Origin of the sequence: Micromonospora pattaloongensis (genome assembly GCF_900107255.1) — a bacterium.
GTDB classification, from domain to species: Bacteria; Actinomycetota; Actinomycetes; order Mycobacteriales; family Micromonosporaceae; genus Micromonospora_I; species Micromonospora_I pattaloongensis.
Map to the genome: position 1 here is coordinate 555,994 of NZ_FNPH01000002.1, position 21,686 is coordinate 577,679.

Annotated in this window: 19 protein-coding genes and 2 pseudogenes; 3 read left to right on the forward strand and 18 right to left on the reverse strand. The window is 73.4% G+C overall.

Features of this window, described 5'->3' with window-relative positions:
• Nucleotides 1-27: 27 nt before the first annotated feature.
• From pspM to BLW47_RS08470, 9 genes and pseudogenes are all read right to left on the reverse strand, one after another.
• Complete coding sequence (gene pspM / locus BLW47_RS08435; RefSeq protein ID WP_091553925.1) at nucleotides 28-801, reverse strand: phage shock envelope stress response protein PspM; 774 nt, start codon at nucleotides 799-801, stop codon at nucleotides 28-30.
• Nucleotides 802-834: 33 nt separating this feature from the next.
• Entirely contained in the window at nucleotides 835-1,698 is an 864-nt protein-coding gene (locus BLW47_RS08440; protein ID WP_091553930.1) for a PspA/IM30 family protein, read from the reverse strand.
• A gap of 167 nt (nucleotides 1,699-1,865) precedes the next feature.
• A pseudogene (locus BLW47_RS26025) lies at nucleotides 1,866-1,976 on the reverse strand (helix-turn-helix domain-containing protein); the annotation flags it as partial.
• 104 nt (nucleotides 1,977-2,080) lie between these two features.
• Nucleotides 2,081-2,342 (reverse strand): annotated as a pseudogene (locus tag BLW47_RS26030) (helix-turn-helix domain-containing protein); the annotation flags it as partial.
• Nucleotides 2,343-2,436: 94 nt separating this feature from the next.
• Entirely contained in the window at nucleotides 2,437-2,985 is a 549-nt protein-coding gene (locus BLW47_RS08450; protein ID WP_091553935.1) for a CinA family protein, read from the reverse strand.
• A 9-nt stretch (nucleotides 2,986-2,994) separates the two neighbouring features.
• Nucleotides 2,995-3,594 carry a CDP-diacylglycerol--glycerol-3-phosphate 3-phosphatidyltransferase gene (gene pgsA / locus BLW47_RS08455; protein ID WP_091553941.1) on the reverse strand — a complete coding sequence of 200 codons (600 nt, stop codon included), beginning with the start codon at nucleotides 3,592-3,594 and terminating at the stop codon, nucleotides 2,995-2,997.
• A 19-nt stretch (nucleotides 3,595-3,613) separates the two neighbouring features.
• A complete protein-coding gene (rimO, locus tag BLW47_RS08460) occupies nucleotides 3,614-5,092 on the reverse strand; it encodes a 30S ribosomal protein S12 methylthiotransferase RimO (RefSeq protein WP_091553945.1) in 1,479 nt (492 codons plus the stop codon).
• Between the two features lie 67 nt (nucleotides 5,093-5,159).
• Complete coding sequence (locus tag BLW47_RS08465) at nucleotides 5,160-6,083, reverse strand: ornithine cyclodeaminase family protein (protein WP_091553948.1); 924 nt, start codon at nucleotides 6,081-6,083, stop codon at nucleotides 5,160-5,162.
• 81 nt (nucleotides 6,084-6,164) lie between these two features.
• The gene (locus tag BLW47_RS08470) at nucleotides 6,165-8,663 is read right to left on the reverse strand and encodes an FtsK/SpoIIIE family DNA translocase (protein ID WP_091553952.1); all 2,499 of its coding nucleotides are present in this window, start codon (nucleotides 8,661-8,663) and stop codon (nucleotides 6,165-6,167) included.
• Nucleotides 8,664-8,796: 133 nt separating this feature from the next.
• Here BLW47_RS08470 and BLW47_RS08475 point away from each other — a divergent pair, with 133 nt between their 5' ends.
• Both BLW47_RS08475 and BLW47_RS08480 read left to right on the forward strand, forming a co-directional pair.
• Nucleotides 8,797-9,264, forward strand: a complete 468-nt coding sequence (locus BLW47_RS08475) for a type III secretion system chaperone family protein (RefSeq protein WP_091553955.1) — start codon at nucleotides 8,797-8,799, stop codon at nucleotides 9,262-9,264.
• Between the two features lie 113 nt (nucleotides 9,265-9,377).
• On the forward strand, nucleotides 9,378-10,949 hold the full coding sequence (locus BLW47_RS08480; protein ID WP_091553957.1) for a type III secretion system chaperone family protein: 1,572 nt from the start codon (nucleotides 9,378-9,380) through the stop codon (nucleotides 10,947-10,949).
• A 169-nt stretch (nucleotides 10,950-11,118) separates the two neighbouring features.
• On the opposite strand, the gene BLW47_RS08485 is transcribed toward BLW47_RS08480, so the two are convergent.
• From BLW47_RS08485 to BLW47_RS08520, 8 genes are all read right to left on the reverse strand, one after another.
• Nucleotides 11,119-12,681, reverse strand: coding sequence for a S1 family peptidase (locus BLW47_RS08485; RefSeq protein ID WP_091553961.1), 1,563 nt, complete (start codon nucleotides 12,679-12,681; stop codon nucleotides 11,119-11,121).
• A 139-nt stretch (nucleotides 12,682-12,820) separates the two neighbouring features.
• Nucleotides 12,821-13,024: a DUF397 domain-containing protein gene (locus BLW47_RS08490; RefSeq protein WP_342709025.1), complete on the reverse strand. Its 204-nt coding sequence runs from the start codon at nucleotides 13,022-13,024 to the stop codon at nucleotides 12,821-12,823.
• 117 nt (nucleotides 13,025-13,141) lie between these two features.
• Nucleotides 13,142-14,056, reverse strand: coding sequence for a helix-turn-helix domain-containing protein (locus BLW47_RS08495; protein ID WP_175543550.1), 915 nt, complete (start codon nucleotides 14,054-14,056; stop codon nucleotides 13,142-13,144).
• Between the two features lie 285 nt (nucleotides 14,057-14,341).
• Nucleotides 14,342-16,030, reverse strand: a complete 1,689-nt coding sequence (locus BLW47_RS08500; RefSeq protein ID WP_091553967.1) for a ribonuclease J — start codon at nucleotides 16,028-16,030, stop codon at nucleotides 14,342-14,344.
• Entirely contained in the window at nucleotides 16,027-16,953 is a 927-nt protein-coding gene (gene dapA / locus BLW47_RS08505) for a 4-hydroxy-tetrahydrodipicolinate synthase (protein ID WP_091553970.1), read from the reverse strand. Before dapA ends, BLW47_RS08500 begins: the two co-directional genes overlap by 4 nt.
• 144 nt (nucleotides 16,954-17,097) lie before the next feature.
• The gene (gene thyX, locus BLW47_RS08510; protein WP_091554644.1) at nucleotides 17,098-17,841 is read right to left on the reverse strand and encodes an FAD-dependent thymidylate synthase; all 744 of its coding nucleotides are present in this window, start codon (nucleotides 17,839-17,841) and stop codon (nucleotides 17,098-17,100) included.
• A 110-nt stretch (nucleotides 17,842-17,951) separates the two neighbouring features.
• On the reverse strand, nucleotides 17,952-18,518 hold the full coding sequence (locus tag BLW47_RS08515; RefSeq protein WP_091554647.1) for a DUF2752 domain-containing protein: 567 nt from the start codon (nucleotides 18,516-18,518) through the stop codon (nucleotides 17,952-17,954).
• A 5-nt stretch (nucleotides 18,519-18,523) separates the two neighbouring features.
• Nucleotides 18,524-19,801, reverse strand: a complete 1,278-nt coding sequence (locus BLW47_RS08520; RefSeq protein ID WP_091553974.1) for a winged helix-turn-helix domain-containing protein — start codon at nucleotides 19,799-19,801, stop codon at nucleotides 18,524-18,526.
• 73 nt (nucleotides 19,802-19,874) lie between these two features.
• Between BLW47_RS08520 and BLW47_RS08525 the strand changes: the two genes are divergently transcribed.
• Nucleotides 19,875-20,429, forward strand: a complete 555-nt coding sequence (locus BLW47_RS08525; RefSeq protein ID WP_091553977.1) for a GNAT family N-acetyltransferase — start codon at nucleotides 19,875-19,877, stop codon at nucleotides 20,427-20,429.
• Here the strand turns inward: BLW47_RS08525 and BLW47_RS08530 are convergent.
• Nucleotides 20,322-21,641 carry a glycosyltransferase family 87 protein gene (locus BLW47_RS08530; protein WP_245736556.1) on the reverse strand — a complete coding sequence of 440 codons (1,320 nt, stop codon included), beginning with the start codon at nucleotides 21,639-21,641 and terminating at the stop codon, nucleotides 20,322-20,324. The genes BLW47_RS08525 and BLW47_RS08530 overlap by 108 nt on opposite strands.
• Nucleotides 21,642-21,686: the final 45 nt, after the last annotated feature.

Sequence of the window (21,686 nt, forward strand, 5' to 3'; positions counted from 1 at the left end):
TCGTGGACGACGTGGAGTGGTGTGGGGTCAGTTCGGGGTGTGCAGCGGCTCGGTGCGGGCGCCGCGCAGCTCGGCGAGACCGGCCGCGACGCCGCGGAGCAGATCGCTGGCCTCGGTCAGCCGGCCAACGGCCGGATGTTCGGTCGCCGAGCGCCCGTCCTCGGCGACGTAGCTCGCCGCCGCGGCGACCAGCCGCTCGTAGGCGTCCACGCCGGCGTCGAGCTGATCGGCGAGCGTCCGGTGCGCCCGCTCCAACTCCGGACGGGCGTCCGCGGGCGTCACCCGCAGCGCCTTCTCCACGCTCGCCACCCGGCCCGCCAGGTCCCGCAGCGACCGCTCGGCCACCGCAGCCTCCAGCACGGCCGGCTCGCCGGGCCCGGAGAGCCGGCCGGCGAGCCCGGCCAGCGTCAGCGACGCGCGGTCGAGCCGCGTCCACGGGCCGGCGGCGGCCGAGCCGCGCAGGCTGAACCGCGCCCGCTGCCGGCGTAGCTCGTTAACGGCGGCCCGCGCGGCGGGCACCCGCTGCACCGCGGCGACCAGCAGGGGGTTCCCCTGGCCGGCGGCGAGCGCCGGTGGCGGCGCCTGCGCCGAGAGCGCGCGCAGATCCGACCAGCGCCACAGCGCCAGCGCGAGCGACCCGCCCGCGGCCGCCGCCCAGCCGGCGTCCGGCAGCCCGAGCCCGGCGTACGGGGTCAGGATCGCGGTCGCGCCGGCGAAGCCGCCGGCGAGCACGCTCCACCGACGAGCGCCGCGCCGCAGTCGACGCAGCTGACGGAAGTAGCGGGCCCGTGGGTCTGCCACGTCGTGCTCCCTCCCCGCGCCGCCCGACTGCCGTCAGCTGGCGGTCTGGGCGTCTCCGGTGTTCTTCTGCTCCTTGGCCATGCTCGCCCGCAGCTCGTCGAGGCGCGCCACGCTCGCCGGATCCGCCGACGGGGCCTGCTCCACCGCGGGCTGTTGCGCCGCCCCGCTGAGCTTCTCCCCCGCCATGCTGGCCCGGATCTGCTCCAGCCGGGACGAGCCGGCCATGTCCAGCGACGACTTCTGCAGCTCCAACATCCGCCCCTCGACGGAGTTGCTCGCCAGCTCGGCGCGGCCCATCGCGGTCGCGTAGCGCCGCTCGATCTTGTCGCGCACCTCGTCCAGCGACGGGACGTTGCCGGGAGCGGCGAGCGACGACATCGACTCCAGCGAGCGCGCGACCGACTCCTGCATCTTGGCCTGCTCGAGCTGGGTGAGCAGCTTGGTGCGCTCCGCGAGCTTCTGCTGCAGGATCGTCGCGTTGTTCTCGACGGCGCGACGCGCCTGCCCCGCCGCCGACAGCGCCTGGTCGTGCAGGGTCTTGAGGTCCTCCATCGACTGCTCGGCGGCGACCAGCTGGGTGGCGAGCGTCTGCGCGGTCTGCTCGTACTTGGTGGCCTCGGCCTCATCGCCGGCGGCGCGCGACCGGTCCGCGAGCACCAGCGCCTGCCGCGCCATGGACTGCAGCTTCTCGACCTCGGACATCTGGCGCGACAGCTTCATCTCCAGCTGGCGCTGGTTGCCGATCACCGCCGCGGCCTGCTGGACCAGCGCCTGGTGCTGGCGCTGCGCCTCCTCGATGGCCTGCTGGATCTGCACCTTGGGGTCGGCGTGCTCCTCGATCTGCGCGCCGAAGAGCGCCATCAGGTAGCGCCAGCCCTTGACGAACGGGTTCGCCATCTCCGCGGTATCCCCTCACACATGTCAGCGCTCGTGGTCGACGTCGCCGCGGCCCGGCCCCGAGCAGCGGTGCACGCCCTCCATCGTCCCAGGCCGGCGCCACGTCGTCACGCCCGACTCCGCCGGGGTTGATCAAGAATATGCCGCGTCGGCGGCGCGCGGAGCGTTCAGGCGGCGCAGACGACGTCGCGGTCGCGCCCGGCCCCGCGCACCCGGCGGGTGGTGCGCAGCGTCGCCTTGAGTGGGGAGTCCTGCCGGACCGACACCGTCACGTTGCCCTCGGTGGTGACGTGGTGCACGGGGACGTCCATCGCCACCGATCGCATGCCGGCGTCGACCGGCGTCGGACGGGGCTCGGTCGCGGTCGGCGCGGACCCCTCGGGGACGGCGACCAGCACACCCTGCACCTGCTCGCCAAGGGCGACGGTGTCGCTCACCTCGCGGAGCAACTCGGACAGGCGCGCGCCGAGGGCGTCACAGATCGAGGCCAGCAGCTCGCTGGAGGCCTCCTTCTGACCCCGCTCGATCTCGGAGAGGTAGCCGAGGCTGACGTTGGCCGCGGTGGAAACCTCGCGCAGGGTGCGGCGCTGACCCTGCCGGCGCGCACGCAGTGCGTCGCCGATCACACGGCGTAGCAGGACCATCGCACCTCCCCCTGACACGGGACCAGCCGGCGGCTGCCGGAGGCTTCCCGCAACCATATCCGCTGTGGCGCGGATCGACACCCCGCCTCACCGGTCATCGGGCATGGGCTCCGTCCCCGCCGCGCACCGCGCCGGCCGGATCACCGCGGAGCTGGTCGGCGATCAGGTGCAGGGCGCCGCGGACCGCTCCCGAGCGCACCGCGTGGCGCCCGGGGCCGAACACCAGCTCCCGCACGTCCGTGCCCTCCGGGCCGGCCACCGCGACGTAGACCAGGCCCACCGGCTTGCCGCCCTGCGGCTCCGGGCCGGCCACGCCGGTCGTCGCCAGCCCCCAGTCGGCGCCGCAGCGTCGCCGGCCGCCCTCGGCGAGCGCCACCGCCACGTCCGGGTCGACCGGCCCCCGCTCGGCGAGCAGATCGCCCGGCACGCCGGCGAGCGACTCCTTGAGCTCGGTGGCGTAGACCACCAGCCCGCCCCGGAAGACCGCGCTCACCCCCGCGATCTCGACGATCGCGGCGGCGAGCAGGCCGCCGGTCAGGGACTCCACGACCGCGAGGGTCTGATCGCGCTCCACGAGCGCGTGCACGACCGCGGCGGCCTCGGTGCCGAACGGCACCGACACTTCGCCCGAATTGGTGCTCATCGCCCGACCTTATCGCGCCCCGCGGCGCAGCCGCAGTGCACGCAGCACGTAGTCGAGGCCGGTGAGCACGGTGACCACCACCGCCGCCGACATGATCCACGGTCCGACCGCGGCGAGCGCCGCCGGGAAGGGCCACAGGTACCAGACGATGGCGAGGATCTGCAGCGCCGTCTTCGCCTTCCCGCCGCGGCTGGCGGCGATCACGCCGTGCCGGATCACCCAGAAGCGGATCGCGGTCACGCCGAACTCGCGGGCCAGGATCACCGCGGTCACCCACCACGGCAACTGGGCGTACCAGGAGAGCAGCAGCAGCGCCGTGCCGGTCAGGGCCTTGTCCGCGATCGGATCGGCGACCTTGCCGAACGCCGTGACCAGGGCGTAGCGCCGGGCTATCCAGCCGTCGACGAAGTCGGTCAGCGACGCCACCGCGAACGCCGCACAGGCGGCGACCCGCCACCCGTCGTGGGTCATCGCCGACTGGACACCGAAGACCACGAACACCGGGATCAGCAGCAGCCGCAGCGCGGTGAGCCCGTTCGCGGCGTTGACCACCGGCACGGGACCGACGACGGCGGCGGGAGCGGAGACCGGCTTCGTAGTCTCGGTCACAGCCCTCACCCCGCCCTGGTCATCGCCGCACGGTCGGTGCGGCCGACAGCATCTCCTCCGGCACCGCCAGCAGGTCGACCCCCTCGGTGCCGGTCACCGTGGCGCGGACCAGGTCCCCGGGGCGCAGCGCCGCCAGGTCCACGCCGCCGGTCGGGGGCGCGACCAACGTCGTCGACCCGTCGACCTCGGGCGCCTGGTGCGCGGCACGCCCCTCGACGATTCCATCGTCGACCGAGTCGACCAGCACTTCAACCGTCGTGCCGAGCCGTTCCTCGGCGCGCTGCGAGCACAGCTCGTCCGCGAGCGCGCTGATCTTGTCATAACGGCGCTTGATGGTCGCCGCCGGGACCTTCCCCGGCAGCGACGCCGCCTCGGTGCCGTCCTCGTCGCTGTAGTCGAAGACGCCGATCGCGTCGAGCCGGGCGTCGGTCAGGAACCGCACCAGCTCGTCGACGTCGGCCCGCGTCTCGCCCGGGAACCCGACGATGAAGTTGCTGCGCGCGCCGGCCTCCGGAGCCAGCGCCCGCGCCGCGCCGAGCAGCTCCAGGAAGCGGGGGGTGGACCCGAAACGGCGCATCCGGCGCAACACGGGCTCGCTGGAGTGCTGGAACGACAGGTCGAAGTAGGGCGCCACGCCCGGCGTGGTGGCGATCGCCTCGACCAGGCCGGGACGGGTCTCGGCCGGCTGCAGGTAGCTCGCCCGTACCCGGACGATGCCGTCGATCGCGGCGAGCTGCGGCAGCAGCTTCTCCAGCAGCCGCGGGTCGCCGAGATCCTTGCCGTACGAGGTCGAGTTCTCGCTGACCAGCACGAGCTCCCGTACGCCGGTCTTGGCCAGCCACTCGGCCTCGGCGAGCAGCTCGTCCGGGGTACGCGAGACGAACGCGCCGCGGAACGCCGGGATCGCGCAGAACGCGCACCGGCGGTCGCACCCGCTGGCGAGCTTGAGCGACGCGACCGGGCCGGAATCGAGCCGGCGCCGCAGCACGGTGCGCAGATGCGCCGGGGTGTGCTCGTCGACGCCTCCGTGTCCGGGCACGACCACGGGGCTGGACCGGCGCGACACCGGGGTCAGCGGCAGCAGCTCGCGGCGGTCGCGCGGGGTGTGCGCGGCGACCTGTTCGCCGGCGACCACCGCCCGCAGGCGGTCGGAGATCTCCGGATAGTCGTCGAAACCGAGCACCGCCTGCGCCTCGGGGAGGCTGTCGGCGAGCTCCCGACCGTACCGCTCGGCCATGCAGCCGGCCGCGACCACCTTGGCGCCGGTGTCGGCCGCGGCGAGCAGCGTCTGGATCGAGTCCTGCTTGGCCTTCTCCACGAAGCCGCAGGTGTTCACGAGCACCACGTCGGCGCCCTCGCCGTCGGTCGTCACCTGCCAGCCGTCGGCGTGCAGGCGCGCGGCCAGCTCCTCCGAGTCGACCTCGTTACGGGCGCAGCCCAGGGTCAGCAGCGCGACGCGGCGGCCGTCCGGCGATGAGGGGGAAGCAGCAGACACCACCCGAGGGTACCGGGCGGACCCGACGCGCCGATCGGCCGTGCCACCGGGCGTGGCGCGGCGGCGCGGCTCACACCGGGACGGCGACGCTGCTCGCCAGCCGGTCGAGCAGGTACGCCTCGGTGCCGGCGAGCCCCACCGAGCAGAACAGGGTGATCTCGTCTGCCGTCGTGCGGCCGGGCAGCGCGCCGGCCAGGATCGCCCCCAGGTGGCGCAGCCGCGGCTCGGCCGTGGTCCCGACGACGATCATCGGCGGGTCGTACGCGACGGCCTGCACCGGTGAGTCGGTGGCGAGCACGTGGGCCCGGTCGACCAGGTCGAGCCCGAACTCCGAGCGCCCGTGCTGCTTGAACCCGACCGCGTTGACGTGGGTGCCGGGAGCGAGGTCCGTCGCGCTGATCACCGGGGTCCGGCTCGTGGTGGCGAGCACCACGATGTCGCGTCCCGCGACCGCGGCGGCCGCGGTATCCACCGCGCGCGCCCGCAGCCCCAGCTCGGCCCGCACCCGCGCCGCGAAAGCCTCCCGCGACGCCGGCGTGCGGCTGAACACGGTCACCTCGCGCAGCGGGCGCACCGCCGCGGCCGCCCAGAGCTGCGTCCATGCCTGCCCGCCCGCGCCGATCACCCCGATCGTCCGGGACTCCTCGCGCGCCAGCGCGGCGGTGGCGACGCCGCCGATCGCTCCGGTACGGCGGGATCCGATCTCCTCGCCGACGGCCATCGCGCGCACCCGCCCGGTGGCCGCGTCGTGCAGCACCACGAGCTGCTCGCCCTGCCGGTGCCCGAACGTGTCGTACGACCGGTAGCCGTACCACCGGTCGGTCAGCTGCCCGGCGGTCATCACCAACCGTCCGCCGGTCAGCGGGGCGGCGGTGCGGGGCGGCGCGACGAGCCGGCCCTCGTACGCGTCGACGATCGCGGCCCGCATCGCGGCGACCGAGGTCGTCGCGTCGAGGCGTGCGGCGACCTCGTCATCGGTGAAGAGCATCGGCATGGGATGCATCCTTCAAGGTGAAGTCAGGTTGAGGTCAACGTGCGGTGACCCATCCCACCTGTACCCGCGCGGCGGCCCGCGTCACTCCTCCGGGTCGTCGCCGCGCAGCGCGGCGAAGGCCGCCTCCAGCTCCTCCGGCTTCACCAGCACCTCGCGCGCCTTCGACCCCTCCGAGGGGCCGACGATCCCGCGCGTCTCCATCAGGTCCATCAGCCGGCCGGCCTTGGCGAACCCGACCCGCAGCTTGCGCTGCAACATCGAGGTCGAGCCGAACTGCGAGGTCACGACGAGCTCGATCGCCTGCACGAGGAGATCCAGGTCGTCGCCGATCTCCTCGTCGACCTTCTTCTTGTTGTCCTTGGCCGGGGCGAGTACGTCGGGCCGGAACTCCGGCTCCCGCTGCTGCTTGCAGAACTTGACGATGTCGTTGATCTCGGACTCGCTCACCCAGGCGCCCTGGATGCGCACGGGCTTCGACGCCCCCATCGGCAGGAAGAGCCCGTCACCGCGGCCGATCAGCTTCTCCGCGCCCGGCTGGTCGAGGATGACCCGCGAGTCGGCGAGCGAGGAGGTGGCGAACGCCAGCCGGGACGGGACGTTGGCCTTGATCAGACCGGTCACCACGTCGACCGACGGGCGCTGGGTGGCCAGCACGAGGTGGATGCCGGCGGCGCGGGCCAGCTGCGTGATACGCACCACCGAGTCTTCGACGTCCCGCGGCGCGACCATCATGAGGTCGGCCAACTCGTCGACGATCACCAGCAGGTACGGGTACGGGCGCATCTCCCGCTCGCTGCCGGGCGGCGCCTTGATCTCCCCGGACCGCACCTTGCGATTGAAGTCGTCGATGTGCCGCACCCCGTTGGCCGCGAGGTCGTCGTAGCGCATGTCCATCTCGCGCACGACCCATTCCAGCGAGTCCGCCGCCTTCTTCGCGTTCGTGACGATCGGCGTGACCAGGTGCGGAATGCCCTCGTAGCTGGTCATCTCGACGCGCTTGGGGTCGATCAGCAGCAGCCGTACCTGATCGGGGGTGGCGCGGGCCAGGATCGACACCAGCAGGGAGTTCAGGCAGGAGGACTTGCCCGCGCCGGTGGCACCGGCGATCAGGATGTGCGGCATCTTCGCGAGGTTGGCCACCACGTAGCCGCCCTCGATGTCCTTGCCGAGCGCGACCACCATCGGGTGGTGGTCGGCGGTCGCCGCGCGGGAGCGGAGCACGTCGCCGAGCGCCACGTCCTCGCGGTCGACGTTGGGGATCTCCACGCCGACCGCGCTCTTGCCCGGGATCGGGCTGAGGATGCGGACGTCGGGCGACTTCACCGCGTACGCGATGTTGCGGGAGAGCTGGGTGATCCGCTCGACCTTCACGCCGAGGCCGAGCTCGACCTCGTAGCGGGTGACCGTCGGGCCGCGGGTGAACCCGGTGACCGCCGCGTCCACGTCGAACTGCTCGAAGACGCCCTGCAGCGCCGCGATCACCTCGTCGTTGGCCTTGCTGCGGGTCTTGGCCGGGCTTCCCGGACGCAGCAGGTTCGTCGGCGGCAGCGTGTAGTCGCCGGAGATCCCGTTGATCGACAGCTGCTCGGCGTGGGCGGGCGGCTCGGTGTGCTCGGGCGGCTCGGGCGTCTTGCGGGTGGCCGGCACCTTCGACGGCGGCGTGCGCGGCAGCGCGACCGTCTCGTGCCCGACCGCCTCGGCGTCGTCCTCGCCGGCGGACTCGTCCCCGGTGAGCATGCTGGCCTGCCGGCGGCGCGACGGGCGGCGGCGCCCCGGCGTCTTCGCCTCGTCCTCCGCCTCCTCACCGTCCTCGGTGGAGGGCTCCGGCTCACGCCCGAGGACCGCGCCGACGAAGAGCCCGAGCCGCTCCGGGACCTTGTTGATCGGCGTCGCGGTGACCACCAGCAGGCCGAACAGCAGCAGCAAAGCGAGCAGCGGGACCGCCACCCACGCGCTGACCGCGGCCTCCAGCAGCGAGCCGATGCCCGTCCCGATCAGGCCGCCGGCGTAGTCGCGCTGGGTGGGGTCGATCGGGTCCTGGGCGAGGTGCAGCAGGCCGTCGGTCGAGACGATCAGGGCGCTCCAGCCGACCACGCCGCGGCCGCGGTGCTCCGGCTCGGCCGGCTCGCGCATGAGCCGGATCGCGCCGAAGAGCAGCAGCAGCGGCAGCGCGACCGCGACGGCGCCGAAGAACAACCGGATGGTGTCGGCGAGCCGCTCGCCGACCGGACCGGCGGCGGAGAACCAGACCGCCATCGCGGTCAGGATGGCCAGGCCGAACATCAACAGCCCGCCGCCGTCGCGGCGGTGACCGGGGTCGAGCTCCTTGGCGGTGGCCGCCTGTCGTCCGACCGCCCGCACCGCCCATCCCAGGGCGTGGGCCAGCCCCATCCAGACCGCGGCGAGGCCGCGCAGAAGGTAGACGGCGGGGCCGGGGCCCGCGGGACGGCGCCGGGCCGCCGCGGCCCGGGACTTGGCGGTGGTACGCGACTTGGCGGCCGTGCGGGCGCGCGTGGCGGCGGCACCGCGCGCCGAGGAGGTGCTCCGGCGCCGGCTCGTCTGAGAGGTACGGCCCGCCATAGAGTCACACGGTAACCGTGCGGCCCGACGAATCCTCGCTTTTGCGGCTCGTGTCCGGTCACGGGTATCCGTCGACTGTCGATCGGCCTACCATGACGGGCGCTCGGACGGCCCACGCGGGAGGGGACGACGCATGCCACCGTCGGGTATCGGGGACACGTCCGGTCCGGCCCCGGGCGACGCCCCGGCGGTCCTCCAGCCGCTGAGCAACGAGCTGATCGCGGCGGCGCTGCGGCGCCGCGACCACCACTTCGCCACCGACGACGACGGCGACCTCTACGGGCAGTGGGAGGGAAACCTGATCTACTTCTTCCGGCTCGGCGAGAACCGCGATCTCTTCCAGGTCCGCACGATGGCCGCCACCCGCTTCGAGATCGACGACGTGCCCCGGCTCTACGCGTTCTGCAACGCCTGGAACCACGACCGGCTGTGGCCGAAGGCGTTCGTGCACGTCGAGGACGACGGCACGGCGCGGGTCTGCGGCGAAGTGGCCGCCGATCTGGAACGCGGGGTCACGTTGGGGCAGCTCGACCAGTTGATCGGTTGCGGCATCGTCACCGGCTGCCAACTCGCCGCGGCCGCCGCCGAGCTGCGGCCGTAGCGGGCGGAGTCCGAGATGGAGCACCGGCACGCGGTCGAGGCGCGCGACGGCCAGGCGCTGCTGTCCGCCCGCCATCCCCTCCGGACGGTCGACGCCACCGCCGGGGAGGCGCCATGACCAGGGACGAGATGCGCGAGGCGCTGGAGGACGCGCGGGACCTGCCCGACGGGGACGAAAAGATCGCCGCGCTGGAGCGGCTGCTGGCGCACGCCGACGCCGCCGGCGACCTCCGGTTGGGCATGGACATCCGGTTCGAGTTGATCGAGGCGTACCACGACCACACCGAACGCTGGCGGCTGCTGCCCGCCTTCGACTGGTGCCTCGCCGCCCACGACCGCGACCCGTCGCTCTTCACCGACCGGCACGCGGAGATGCTGCGCTGGTACCACAAGTGGGCGGTCGCCACGCTGCGCAGCACGCCGCGGGTCGACCTCGACGAGACCCTCGCGGCGCTCGACGACATGGAGCGGCGGTTCCGGGAGAGCGGACAGAGCCCGCAGATTATCTACAACCTCCGGTGCGGGATCGCCGACCATCTGGGCGACGAGGCCGCGGCCCGGGAGTGGCTCGCGAAGTGGCGCGCCACCCCGCCCGACGAGAACAGCGACTGCGCCGGCTGCGACCCGTCCCGTCAGGCCGAGCTGCTCGCCGGCTGGGGCGAGTGGGCCGAGGCGGTGGCGACCGTCGAGCCGGTGCTCTCCGGGATGGTCGGCTGCACGGAACAGCCGGAGAAGGCGCTGGTCGCGATCATGCTGCCGCACCTGCACCTCGGCCGGTACGCCGAGGCGGCGGCGGCGCACGTCCGCGCGTACCGCCGGCACCGCTTCGAGCGCGACTCGGTCGGCTACCTCGCCGAGCACCTGCGGTTCTGCGCGCTGACCGGGCACCACGCACGCGGCCTGGACATCCTGGAGGAGCATCTCGGCTGGCTGGACCGGCCCTACGACGAGGCGTCGGCGATGGAGTTCGCCGCCGCCGGGGCGCTGGTCTGCCGGGTCGCGCACGCCAACGGCCTGGGCGCACGGCTGCTGCACCGCCCGGAACACGGGGAGCGGCGCGCCGCAGAGGTCCCGCTGGCACGGCTCGGCGCCGACCTCGCGGCCACCGCCCGCAACCTGGCGCGCCGCTTCGACGACCGCAACGGCACCGACCATCAGTCGCAGCGGATGGAGTCGTGGCTGGCGGCGGCGCCGCTGACCACCGAGCTCGAACTGCCGCCGGACGAGCCGGACGGCGCGGAGCTGACGGTGGGGTCGCCGCCCGAACAATGGCGCGACGTGCTCGCCCCGCTCACCGTCGAATCCATCGCCGCGGTGCTCGACGCGCGTGGCGACCGGTACGCGGTGGACGCCGACGACGTGATCCGGGGGCGATGGGCGGACGCGTACCTCCACTTCGATCGCCTCGGCGAGCGGCAGGAGATCCTGCACACGCGGATCCTGGCGGCGCGGCAACTGCCCGCCGACCGGCTCGCCGACGCGCTGGAGTTCTGCAACGCCTGGAACCACGACAAGGTCTTCCCGAAGGCGTACGTGCACGACACCGGCGAGGGGCAGCTGATCCTGGCCGGCGACGTCACCACCGACCTGGAGCACGGAGTGACCGGCGCGCAACTCGCCGTTCTGATCCACGCCACCGTAGCCACCGCCACCGCGTACGCGGCGGCCGTCGCCGCCCTCCCCTGACGTGCGCTTCTCCTGCGTCGATCTTGCAGTTGCGGCGCCCGATTGCCGCTCGTTGAGACCGCTTTGTCCACGGCCACAACTGCAAGATCGGCGTTGACTACTCGGGGGAATGGCGCGGCCCACCGCCCGACGGAGGAGTCGAGAGCGGTGGGCCGGCCCGTGTGCGTTCTCAGTCGACCGAGAACGCGAGTGTGTAGCGCCCCGCGCCGCTCTGGGACTGGACGCGGTAGCGGTAGAAACCGGCGTCACCGGAGTGCGTGAGCCGCTCGCCGCTCGACGCGGCGACCGTACGCCAGGCGCTGCCGTTCCAGCGTTGCAGCACCAGGTCGAAGTCCGCGCCCTGCGGGGCGTCGAGGCAGGCGGTGTGGTCGCCGGCGCGGGCCCGGAAGTAGCGGCCGTTCGGCTGGATCTGGGCGCTGCCGGCGCGGGCGAGGTTGCCGCTGCGGACCGCGTCCGGGTTGTCGCAGCCGGCCGGGGTCTCCGGCGCCTCCGACGGCGGGTCGGTCGGGGCGGGCTCGCTCGGGACCGACGGCGTCGGCGCGGCGGCCGGCGGCTGCTCGCCGGCGGAGCCGGTCGTCACCAGGGTCAGGTTGTTGCGCTGCAGGATCTCGGCGAGCGGCTGGAAGAACGTCGTCCCACCGACGGTGCAGTTGCCGGAGCCGCCGGAGGTGACGCCCTGCGCCTGGTCGCCGGAGATCCACGAGCCGCCCGAGTCGCCGCCCTCGGCGCAGACGTTGGTCTGGGTCAGGCCGCCGACCGCGCCCTCCGGGTAGTTCACGGTCACGTTCTTGGCCTGGATGACGCCGCACCGGGTGCCGGTGGTGGATCCGGAGCGGCAGATCGACGCGCCGATCGGCGCCTCCTGCGCCCCGGCGACCGCGACCTCGCCGCCGTTGAAGTTCTTGACCACCGGACGCGGCGTCCAGTCGCCGTTCACCTCCACCACGCCCCAGTCGTCGCCCGGGAACGAGGAGGCCCGGACGGTGCCCTGCGGGGCCTGGTTGAAGCCGGTGGTGGTGGCGCCGACCGCTCCACAGTGGCCGGCGGTGACGAAACCGCCGACCACCGAGAAGCCGATGGAGCAGCGGGCCCGGCCGTCGATGAAGTAGGGGTCACCGCCGATGACGTCGAAGAGCGGCACCGGCACCGCGGTCGAGGTCTCGACCCGGACGGAGCCGGCCGGCACCCCGCTCGCGGTGGCGAAGCGCCGGGCCGCCGGCTCGGCGCCCGGCTGGGCGAGCACCACGACGGAGTTGTCGGCGACGTCCACGTACCAGCCGGACATGTCGGGGGTCGCGTTGCCGGCGTTGCGGTCCAGTGACCGCTTCACGGTGTCGAGCTGGCGTTCGCTGCGGGCGACGAGCTTCGGCTCCGCGCCGGTGGCGCGTACCCGCTCGGCCGCCGCCGGATCGGTCACCGCGACCATCAGCTGGCGGCCGTCGGCGGTCAGCCAGCTGCCGCCGAAGCCGCCGCCCAGGTCGGCGCGGAGCTGCCCCGCGGTCCGCCGCGCCCACTCCTCCTTGGCCAGCCGCGACCGCGCCTGGTCGGCGGTGAGGCGCAGGTCGCGACGGAGCGCGTCCACCATTTCCGGCGCGGCGCCCCCGGCGGGCGCCGCGGCCGGCCGCCGGTCACGGCCGGGGCCGTCGTCGGCGACCGCCGGGATCGTGACCGCCGCGGCGGCTCCCACCGTCGCCAGCATCACCGCGCCCGCGATGGCTCGTCGTCGCTGCATGCGTATCTCCCTCCGCCGGTCCGACGCCGGTTGACGCCGTCGCGGGGTACGGATGAACGGCGTCGATGGATGAGGCAGCGGCAATGGTCAATTTCACAGGCCCGATCGTGAACCGATCACGAATTCCGTGCGTGGATGCTCAACGGGCGTCGAATTCACCCGCGCGCACCCCGGTCACGAAGGCGGTCCAGTCGGCGCGGGAGAAGATGAGGATGTTGCCCTCGGGTTCCTTCCCGTCCCGCATCGCGATCGCCCCGCCGACGGAGGCCACCTCCACGCACGTGTTCGAGTCGCACCGGCGACTTCTGCGCCATTCAATCGACAACCGGGACATGGCAGTCATTCCTTTCGGTTTCCCTTCGGTGTTCCGACTGCCATAACGGGGACCGACGATCGGCGACGCGCAGGCCGCGTGCCAGATTGGCCACGGCGCGGCACGTCGGTCACGACACTCCCGCCGCTACGGCGCGTCGGCCCCGGACACCATGCCCGAATCAGCCATCAGCGCGGCGAGCCTGGCCCCGATCAGCCGCGCCGACGCCTCCTCGCCGAGCGCCGCCTGCCACATCTGGTCGAAGTAGCCGCGATGCCGCTCGATCGCCGCTCCACTGTGCAGGATCTCGTCGAGAAACAGCGACTCACGGTAGAGCACCGCGTTCTCCTCGTCGCCGAGGTCGAAGATCGTGAACGGGCCGAGCATCCCGGTGATCGCCGCGTCGGCGAGCGGCACCACCCGGACCACGATGTCAGGCCGCGCCGTGAGGTCGAGCAGGTGACGCAGTTGCTCGGCCATCACCCGCGGGCCGCCCACCACGCGCCACAGCACCGACTCGTCGAAGACGTACAGGTAGCGCGGCGGATCGGTCTGGTCGAAGACCTCCACCCCGCGGCGCAGCCGGGCCTCCAGCCGCGCGGCGCGGTCCGCCGCCGGCATCTCGCTGCTCCAGAAGTTCATGATGAACTCCGCGTACGCCCGGGTCTGCAGCGGCCCGGCGATCAACGTCGGGTGGAAGTGGCGGATGAGCGACGCCTCGCTCTCGAACTGCAGCATCTGCCGCAACGCCGGCGTCAGGTGCTCCCGGTAGCCGGGCTCGTCCCACCAGCCCCGGCGCCGCGAGGCGCGGGCATCGGCGAGCAGTCGGCGGACCCGGTCGCCGTCGGTGACGCCGCAGAGCTCCAGCAGCGCCCGGAGGTCGGTGGTCGAGACGGTGACGTCACCCTTCTCGATCCGGGTGATCTTCGAGACGGACCAGTCGAGCGCCTCGGCCACCTGCCCGCGGGTGAGACCGCGGGCCTCCCGGGCGTCGCGGAGCGCGAGCCGGACGCGGCGGCGGGCCACCGCCGGCAGTTCACCGAAACCATGCTCGAATCCCACTGGCGCCTCACCGCGGGAAACTATGCCGCCGTCTGCGTCGGCGGAGCGGTTGGTGAGCCACGATGGAATCGATGCGGCTCTGTGCTCGCCGGGTCGGCCGGAAGGCGGCAGGTGCGCCACGAGCACGTGCGGTCACGTCGTTCCAGTATGCGCGCGGCCGGATCGCGGGGCCACACCTCGTGACCGTAGGTCGCACACAGCGTCCGTCCGCGGCCCGCGCCCGTACGTCGATCAAGGACTCGTCCGCGCCATCGACGATCGGACAAGTCCTTGATCGACGGCGGGCTACACCTCGACGACGGTGGGGACGATCATGGGGCGGCGGCGGTAGGCGTCGTTGACCCAGCGGCCCACGACGCGGCGGACCACCTGCTGCAGCTGGTGCGGGTCGGTGATGCCGTCCCCGGCCGCCCGGCCCAGCGCCTCCGTGATCAGCGGGATGACCGCGTTGAACGCCTCCGGGTCCTCCGAGAAGCCCTTCGCCGAGACGGTGGGCCCGCCGACGACCTTGCCGGTCACCGAGTCGATCACCACGGTGGCGGCGATGAAGCCGCCGTCGCCCAGCATCCGCCGCTCGGTCAGCAGCGACTCCCCCACGTCGCCGACGGCCAGACCGTCGACGTAGACGTACCGGCTCTTCACGTGGCCGACGAGCCGGGCGCGCCCCTCGACCAGATCGACGACGTCGCCGTCCTCGCAGATCACCACCCGGTCCGGCTCGACGCCGGAATCGATGCCGAGCCGCGCGTGGGCGCGCAGGTGCCGCCACTCGCCGTGCACCGGCATCAGGTTGCTCGGCCGCACGACGTTGAGCAGGTAGAGCAGCTCACCGGCGGGCGCGTGCCCGGAGACGTGCACCCGGGCGACGTCCTTGTGGATCACCGTCGCGCCGGCGCGGGAGAGCTGGTTGATCACGCGGTAGACGGAGGTCTCGTTCCCCGGCACCAGCGAGCTCGCCAGCACGACCGTGTCGCCGGGCTCGATCGTGATGTGCCGGTGGTCGCCGGTCGCCATCCGGCCGAGCGCGCTCATCGGCTCGCCCTGCGAACCGGTGGACATCAGCACGATCTGGTCCGGCGGCAGCGTGGTCGCCTCCTCGAGCCCGACCACCAGGCCGGGCCGGATGCGCAGCAGCCCCAGGTCGCGGGCGATGCCCATGTTGCGGACCATCGAGCGACCGATCAGCGCGACCTTGCGGCCGTGCTCGTACGCCGAGTCGAGCACCTGCTGCACGCGGTGCACGTGCGAGGCGAACGAGGCCACGATGATCCGGCCACGCGCCTTGGCGAAGATCGAGTCGAGGACCGGGCCGATTTCCCGTTCGGGCGTCACGAAGCCGGGGATCTCGGCGTTGGTCGAGTCGGAGAGGAGGAGGTCGACGCCCTCGGCGCCGAGCCGGGCGAAGCCGGCCAGGTCGGTGATCCGGCCGTCGAGCGGCACCTGGTCCATCTTGAAGTCGCCGGTGTGCAGGACCAGTCCGGCGGGGGTGCGGATGGCGACCGCCATCGCGTCCGGGATGGAGTGGTTCACCGCGAAGAACTCGCACTCGAACGGCCCGAGCCGCTCGCGCTGTCCCTCCCGCACGGTCAGCGTGTAGGGCTCGATCCGCCGCTCCGCGAGCTTCGCCTCGACGAGCGCGAGGGTGAACTGCGACCCGACCAGCGGGATGTCGGGCTTGTGCGCCAGCAGGTACGGCACCGCGCCGATGTGGTCCTCGTGCCCGTGGGTCAGCACGATCGCCTGCACGTCCGCGAGCCGGTCCACGATCGCCGTGAAGTCCGGCAGGATCAGGTCGACGCCGGGCTGCTCCACGTCCGGGAAGAGCACCCCGCAGTCGACGATCAGCAGCTTGCCGTCGTACTCGAAGACGGTCATGTTGCGCCCGATGGCGCCGAGGCCGCCGAGCGGGATGATCCGCAGGCCGCCCTCGGGCAGCGGCGGTGGGACGTCGAGTTCGACGTGGGCCTGACTCATGCGAGCTCCCGTCCCGAGGCGGCGCAGTCCGTCCGCAGCTGCGCGATCTGCTCGTCGGTCGCGTCGACGAGCGGCGGGCGCACCGGGCCGGCCGGCAGCCCGGCCAGCCGCAGCGCGGCCTTGGTCATGATGACGCCCTGGGTCCGGAAGAAGCCCTCGTACGCCGGGAGCAGCTGCTGGTGCAGCGCGAGCGCGCCGGCGACATCGCCGCGCTCGTACGCCTCGATCATCTCCTTGGTGGGGGCGCCGAACAGGTGGGTCGGCACCCCGACCACCCCGACGGCCCCGACCGCGAGCAGCGGCAGCGTGAGCAGGTCGTCCCCGGAGTAGTAGGCGAGATCGGTGCGGGCGATCACCTGCGCGGTCGCGGCCAGGTCGCCCTTGGCGTCCTTGACCGCGACGATCCGCTCGTGCTCCGCGAGCCGGCAGATGGTGTCGCTGGCGAGCGCCGTGCCGGTGCGGCCGGGGATGTCGTAGAGCATCACGGGCACGTCGGCGGCGTCGGCGACCATGGTGAAGTGCCGCAGCAGCCCGGCCTGCGGGGGCTTGTTGTAGTACGGCGTGACGACCAGCAGCCCGTGCGCCCCGGCCTTCGCCGCGGCCTGCGCCAGCTCGATGGTGTGGTGGGTGTCGTAGCTGCCGACGCCCGCGATCACCGAGGCCCGGTCACCGACCGCCTCCAGGACCGCTCGCAGCACGGTGTCCTTCTCCGCGTCGCTGGTCGTGGGCGACTCCCCGGTGGTGCCGTTGACCACCAGGCCGTCGTGGCGCTGCTCGTCGACCAGGTAGGTGGCGAGCCGGGCGGCCCCGTCGACGTCGAGCGAGCCGTCGGCGGCGAACGGAGTGATCATGGCGGTGATGAGGCGCCCGAAGGGCCGTCCGCCGGCTCCGGGGCCGGCAGGGGCAAGGTGGTCGTGCGTCATGCAGACAACCTATCCGACGCCCCCATCGGGTTTCCCACGCTCCTCACCCCGCCCCTCCACCGGGGCAGATCCGCGTGATCAGGGGGCCCACCACACGGCGCGCCGACAACACGCCGGACGTACTCCCTGATCACGCGGATCTTGTTAGGCGTGCTCGGTGTGGGGGGAGGCGGCGACCTCGGTGCCGTCGGGGAGGGTGGAGATCTGGAAATCGGCGAAGACGTTGGGGGCGACCCGCTGGAGCTGGCGGAGGCATTCGATGGCCAGCTCGCGGATCTCGACGTCCGCGTGCTCCGTCGCGCGCATCGCGAGGAAGTGGCGCCAGGCGCGGTAGTTGCCGGTGACCACGATCCGGGTCTCGGTGGCGTTCGGGAGCACCGCGCGCGCGGCCTGCCGGGCCTGCTTGCGGCGCAGCGTCGGGTTCGCCACGTCCGCGAACTTCTGCTCCAGCCCCTCGAGCAGCTCGTTGTAGGCGCGCACGCTCGCCTCGGTCGCCTCGACGAACTTCTTGTGCAGCTCCGCGTCCTCGGCGATCACCGACGGCTCCACCATCGCCGCGTCCCGCTCCGGGACGTAGCGCTGGGACAGCTGGGAGTACGAGAAGTGCCGGTGCCGGATCAGCTCGTGCGTGAACGAGCGCGAGACGCCGGTGAAGTAGAACGTCACGCTGCCGTGCTCCAGCACCGACAGGTGCCCCACCTCGAGAATGTGCGCGAGGTAGCCGGCGTTGGTCGCGGTCGCCGGGTTCGGCTTGCTCCACGACTGGTAGCAGGCGCGGCCGGCGAACTCCGCCAGCCCCTGCCCGCCATCGGCGTCCGTCGACCACGGCACGTCGGCGGGGGGCTCGAAGTGCGTCCACGCGATGATCTTTACCTGGGGGGCCACCATGTCCGGCATTCCCCGGACTGTAGTCGGCGCGACCCGCGCAGTGAACGCGGGCGTGGGGGCGTGTCGAGACCGTCACCCCCCGTGACGCCGCTCACCGCACGGCGGACGGGTCAGACGTAGAGCCAGCTGAACGGCGCCCACGGCAGATTGCGCAGCACCGAGAAGGCCAACCAGGCCCCGAGGAACAGCCCGACCGCGGCGGGCGTCATCCGCAGCTGCGGCAGCCGCCACCCGAACCAGGTGCGCCCGGCCCACGCCACGTACAGGTAGATCAGAAACGGCACCGCGAACACGAAGAGCAGGTGATGGCGGGCGGCCGCCGGCAGATCGCCGTGCAGCAGGTACCACGCCGCGCGGGTGCCGCCGCAGCCCGGGCAGTCCAGCCCCGTGGTCAGCTTCAGCAGGCAGCTCGGGATCGCGTCCGCCGCGCTGTCCGTCGGATCCGAGATCACCGTGTAGCCGACCGCGCCGGCGATGCAGCCCAGCGCCGTGACCGGGGCGAGCCAGCGGGGCGCGCGGGCGGACCATCGGTACACGAAGCGGGTCAGCCGGTCCGGCTGGTGGACCGAGGGCGGGTGGCCCGCCGCGGCCCACGCGGGCGCCGGCGCGCCGACCTCCGCGTCGGCGGCCACCGACGCGGCGCCGCCGGGCCGGTCAACACCGGTCGGATCAACCACGCTCGTCATCGCGACTCCACCTCGTCCGTGGCACTCGTCTCACCGTACACCGGCGCGGCACCGCCACCCGGCGCGCGCAGCGCGGCGGCCAGCGGGACGGCGAGGTCGCCGGCGTCCGGGGACGCGACCTCGGCCAGGCCGAGCCAGCCGGCGAGCCGGCGCAGCTCCGCCGCGAGCGCGGCGGCGGTCTCACCCGCGTCCGCCGACGGCTCGCCCCAGGCCGCCGGCACCCGCAGCACGCCCGCCTTCCGGTCGGCCTTGAGATCCACCCGCGCCGTGAACCGGTCCCCCTCCAGGAACGGCAGCACGTAGTAGCCGTGCACGCGCTGCGGCGCCGGCACGTAGATCTCGATCCGGTAGCTGAACCCGAAGAGCCGCTCGGTGCGCCCCCGTTCCCAGATCAACGGGTCGAACGGACTGACCAGAGTGTTGGCCCGCACCCACCGCGGCAGCCTCGCCTCGGCGTGCAGGTACGCCTGATGCCGCCAGCCCTGCACCGTCACCGGCGTCAGCACGCCCGCCTCGACCAGCTCGCCGATCGCGGCGCGCGCCGCCGACACCGGCAGCCGGAAGTAGTCGCGCAGCTCCGGCTCGGCGGCGACCCCGAGCGCCCGCGCGGCCACCCCGACGAGCTCCCGGTACGCGTCCGCCGGGGCGGGCGTCGGCGCGTCCAGCACCGCGGCCGGCAGCACCCGCTCCGGCAGGTCGTAGACGCGCGCGAACGCCGTGGTGCGGGCGGCGGCGGTCACCTCGCCGGCCCAGAACAGGAACTCCAGCGCCCGCTTCACCGCCGACCAGTTCCAGCCCCAGTTGCCCGTCTCGCGCGGCGCGTCGTGCTCGATCTCCGCCGCCGTCAGTGGCCCCTTGGCGCGCACCTCGTCGAGGACCCACGCCACCAGCTCCGGCTGCTCCGCCGCGATGCGTCGCATCCCACCCCACGCCTGGGTGCGCGCCGCCGCCATACGCCACCGCAGCGCCGGCTGCAGCGCGACCGGCACCAGCGACGCCTCGTGCCCCCAGTACTCGAACAGCTCGCGCGGCCGGCGGTAGGCCGCGCGGTCCAGCAGCCCGGTCGGGTACGGCCCGAGCCGGCTGTAGAGCGGCAGGTAGTGCGCGCGCCGCAGGACGTTGACCGAGTCCATCTGGAGCAGGCCGACCCGGCCCAGCACCCGGCGCAGGTGCCGCAGGTCGGGCACGCCGCCGGGCCGCGGATCGGTGAAGCCCTGCGCGGCCAGCGCGACGCGGCGGGCCTGCGCCAGCGACAACGACTCGGCAACCGTCATGGCCGAGCACGTTAACCCAGGGGTACGACGCGTCGCGCTGGACCGGCCGGCCCCGCCCGGCTAGAACGGTCAGATGCTCATCATCCGCCGCGAACGGCCCGAGGACGCCGCGGCCGTCGCGGACGTCCACGTGCGCACCTGGCAGACCGCGTACGCCGGTCTCATGCCGCCGGAGGTGCTGGGCCGGCTCAACCCGGCCGCCTGGGCGCAACGCCGCCGCGACGTCGGCACCGCCGACCCCGACCACCCGTTCGTCACGCTCGTCGCCGCCGAGGCCGACGCGGTGCTCGGGTTCGCGACCGTCGGCCCGTACCGCAACAACCAGGACCCGGACGACCTCGACGGCGCGCACGGGGAGCTCCTGAGCATGTACGTGGACCCGCTCCGCTGGGGGGAGGGCGTCGGGCGGGCGCTGATGGCGGCGGTGCTCGCGGAGACCTCCGACCGCGCCTGGCGCCAGCTGCGGCTGTGGGTACTGGCCGGGAACACCCGGGGGCGGCGCTTCTTCGAGCGGGCCGGGCTAGCGCCCGACGGGGAGAGTTGCGTCTACGACCTGCCCCTCGGCCCCCGACAGCCGCCGCTGCCGCTCACCGAGCTCCGCTACGCCCGCCCCCTCGGCCCCACCTGACGGGTCCCGCTCCCGCACCGGCATCGCCACCAGCAGCGCCAGCGACACCCAGACGTAGGCACTGCTGCCCACGAAGCCGACCGGGCCCTTGGAGTTGTGCTCCCAGATCCAGACGATCCCGCTGGACAACACCGCGTACGCGACGGCCAGCGACGCCAGCCGGCGACGGCGCTCCGGGCTGCCGGCGGGGGCGGCGAACGCCCGGTCGGCGGTCAGCAGCAGCGCCGGCAGCAACCACACCAGGTGGTGCACCCAGGTGACCGGGCTGACCAGGCCGCCGACGATGCCGGTGAGGGCCAGGCCGGTCGCGGCGTCCACCGGTCGGCGCGGCGCGCGGCGGCGCCGGGTGACGGCGGCGACCAGCGCCGGGGGCACCGCCCGGAGCCGCCACAACCAGATCGCGAGCACGACGCACACCAGCAACGGCCAGAGCGGCTCCGTGAGCGCGGGCGCGCCGAGCCGCTCCAGCATGCCCTGCAGCGACTGGTTGGAGATGAACGCCAGCACCCCGACCCGGTCGGTGTTCGGCAGCGCCGAGAACCAGAATTCGCGGGTCGCGTCCGGGGCGACCGCCGCGGCGAGCAGCGTGGCGGCGGCCGCGGTCGCGGTCGCGGTGACGGCGGCGCGCCAGCGGCGGGTCACCAGCAGGTAGATGAGGAAGATGCCGGGGGTCAGTTTGATCGCGGTGGCCAGCCCGACGCCGACCCCGGCCCAGCGGCTCCCCCGGGCGACGAGCCGGAGCAGGTCGGCGGCGACCAGGAAGAGCAGCAGCGTGTTGACCTGACCGAAGCTGACGGTCTCGCGCAGCGGCTCGAAGACCGCGGCCAGACAGGCGGCGACCGCGACGGCGAACCAGGGGGTCCAGCCCTGCCGCCGCGCGATCGGGGCGACCAGCCACCACAGCACCAGCCCGGTGGTGACCACGGTCAGCGTCACGCTGATCACCTGCGCTCCCCCGAGCGGGATCAGCGCCATCGGCAGCATCAGCAGCGCCGCGAACGGCGGATAGGTGAAGCCGTACGGGGTGTACGCCTTGAGGTAGTCGTAGATCTCGCCGCCGTCGCGGACCCAGTGGCTCAGCGCGCCGTAGTAGACGCGCAGATCGAAGAAGTGGTTACGCCGGGCGAGCACCACCAGCAGGCCGGCGGCCACGAGCGCGAGCACGGCCACCGTGGCGACCTGACGCCCGGTGCGGGCGCGCGCGGCTCCGATCGCCCCCTGCGACACTGCGTCCTCCCTGAAGTCCGTACGCTGACC

Coding starts and splice junctions, on each gene's coding strand:
- BLW47_RS08440 (WP_091553930.1), bottom strand. CDS start 1,698: ATGGCGAACCCGTTCGTCAAGGGCTGGCGCTACCTGATGGCGCTCTTC.
- BLW47_RS08450 (WP_091553935.1), bottom strand. CDS start 2,985: ATGAGCACCAATTCGGGCGAAGTGTCGGTGCCGTTCGGCACCGAGGCC.
- BLW47_RS08465 (WP_091553948.1), bottom strand. CDS start 6,083: ATGCCGATGCTCTTCACCGATGACGAGGTCGCCGCACGCCTCGACGCG.
- BLW47_RS08470 (WP_091553952.1), bottom strand. CDS start 8,663: ATGGCGGGCCGTACCTCTCAGACGAGCCGGCGCCGGAGCACCTCCTCG.
- BLW47_RS08475 (WP_091553955.1), top strand. CDS start 8,797: ATGCCACCGTCGGGTATCGGGGACACGTCCGGTCCGGCCCCGGGCGAC.
- BLW47_RS08480 (WP_091553957.1), top strand. CDS start 9,378: ATGACCAGGGACGAGATGCGCGAGGCGCTGGAGGACGCGCGGGACCTG.
- BLW47_RS08485 (WP_091553961.1), bottom strand. CDS start 12,681: ATGCAGCGACGACGAGCCATCGCGGGCGCGGTGATGCTGGCGACGGTG.
- BLW47_RS08490 (WP_342709025.1), bottom strand. CDS start 13,024: ATGACTGCCATGTCCCGGTTGTCGATTGAATGGCGCAGAAGTCGCCGG.
- BLW47_RS08500 (WP_091553967.1), bottom strand. CDS start 16,030: ATGAGTCAGGCCCACGTCGAACTCGACGTCCCACCGCCGCTGCCCGAG.
- dapA (WP_091553970.1), bottom strand. CDS start 16,953: ATGACGCACGACCACCTTGCCCCTGCCGGCCCCGGAGCCGGCGGACGG.
- thyX (WP_091554644.1), bottom strand. CDS start 17,841: ATGGTGGCCCCCCAGGTAAAGATCATCGCGTGGACGCACTTCGAGCCC.
- BLW47_RS08520 (WP_091553974.1), bottom strand. CDS start 19,801: ATGACGGTTGCCGAGTCGTTGTCGCTGGCGCAGGCCCGCCGCGTCGCG.
- BLW47_RS08525 (WP_091553977.1), top strand. CDS start 19,875: ATGCTCATCATCCGCCGCGAACGGCCCGAGGACGCCGCGGCCGTCGCG.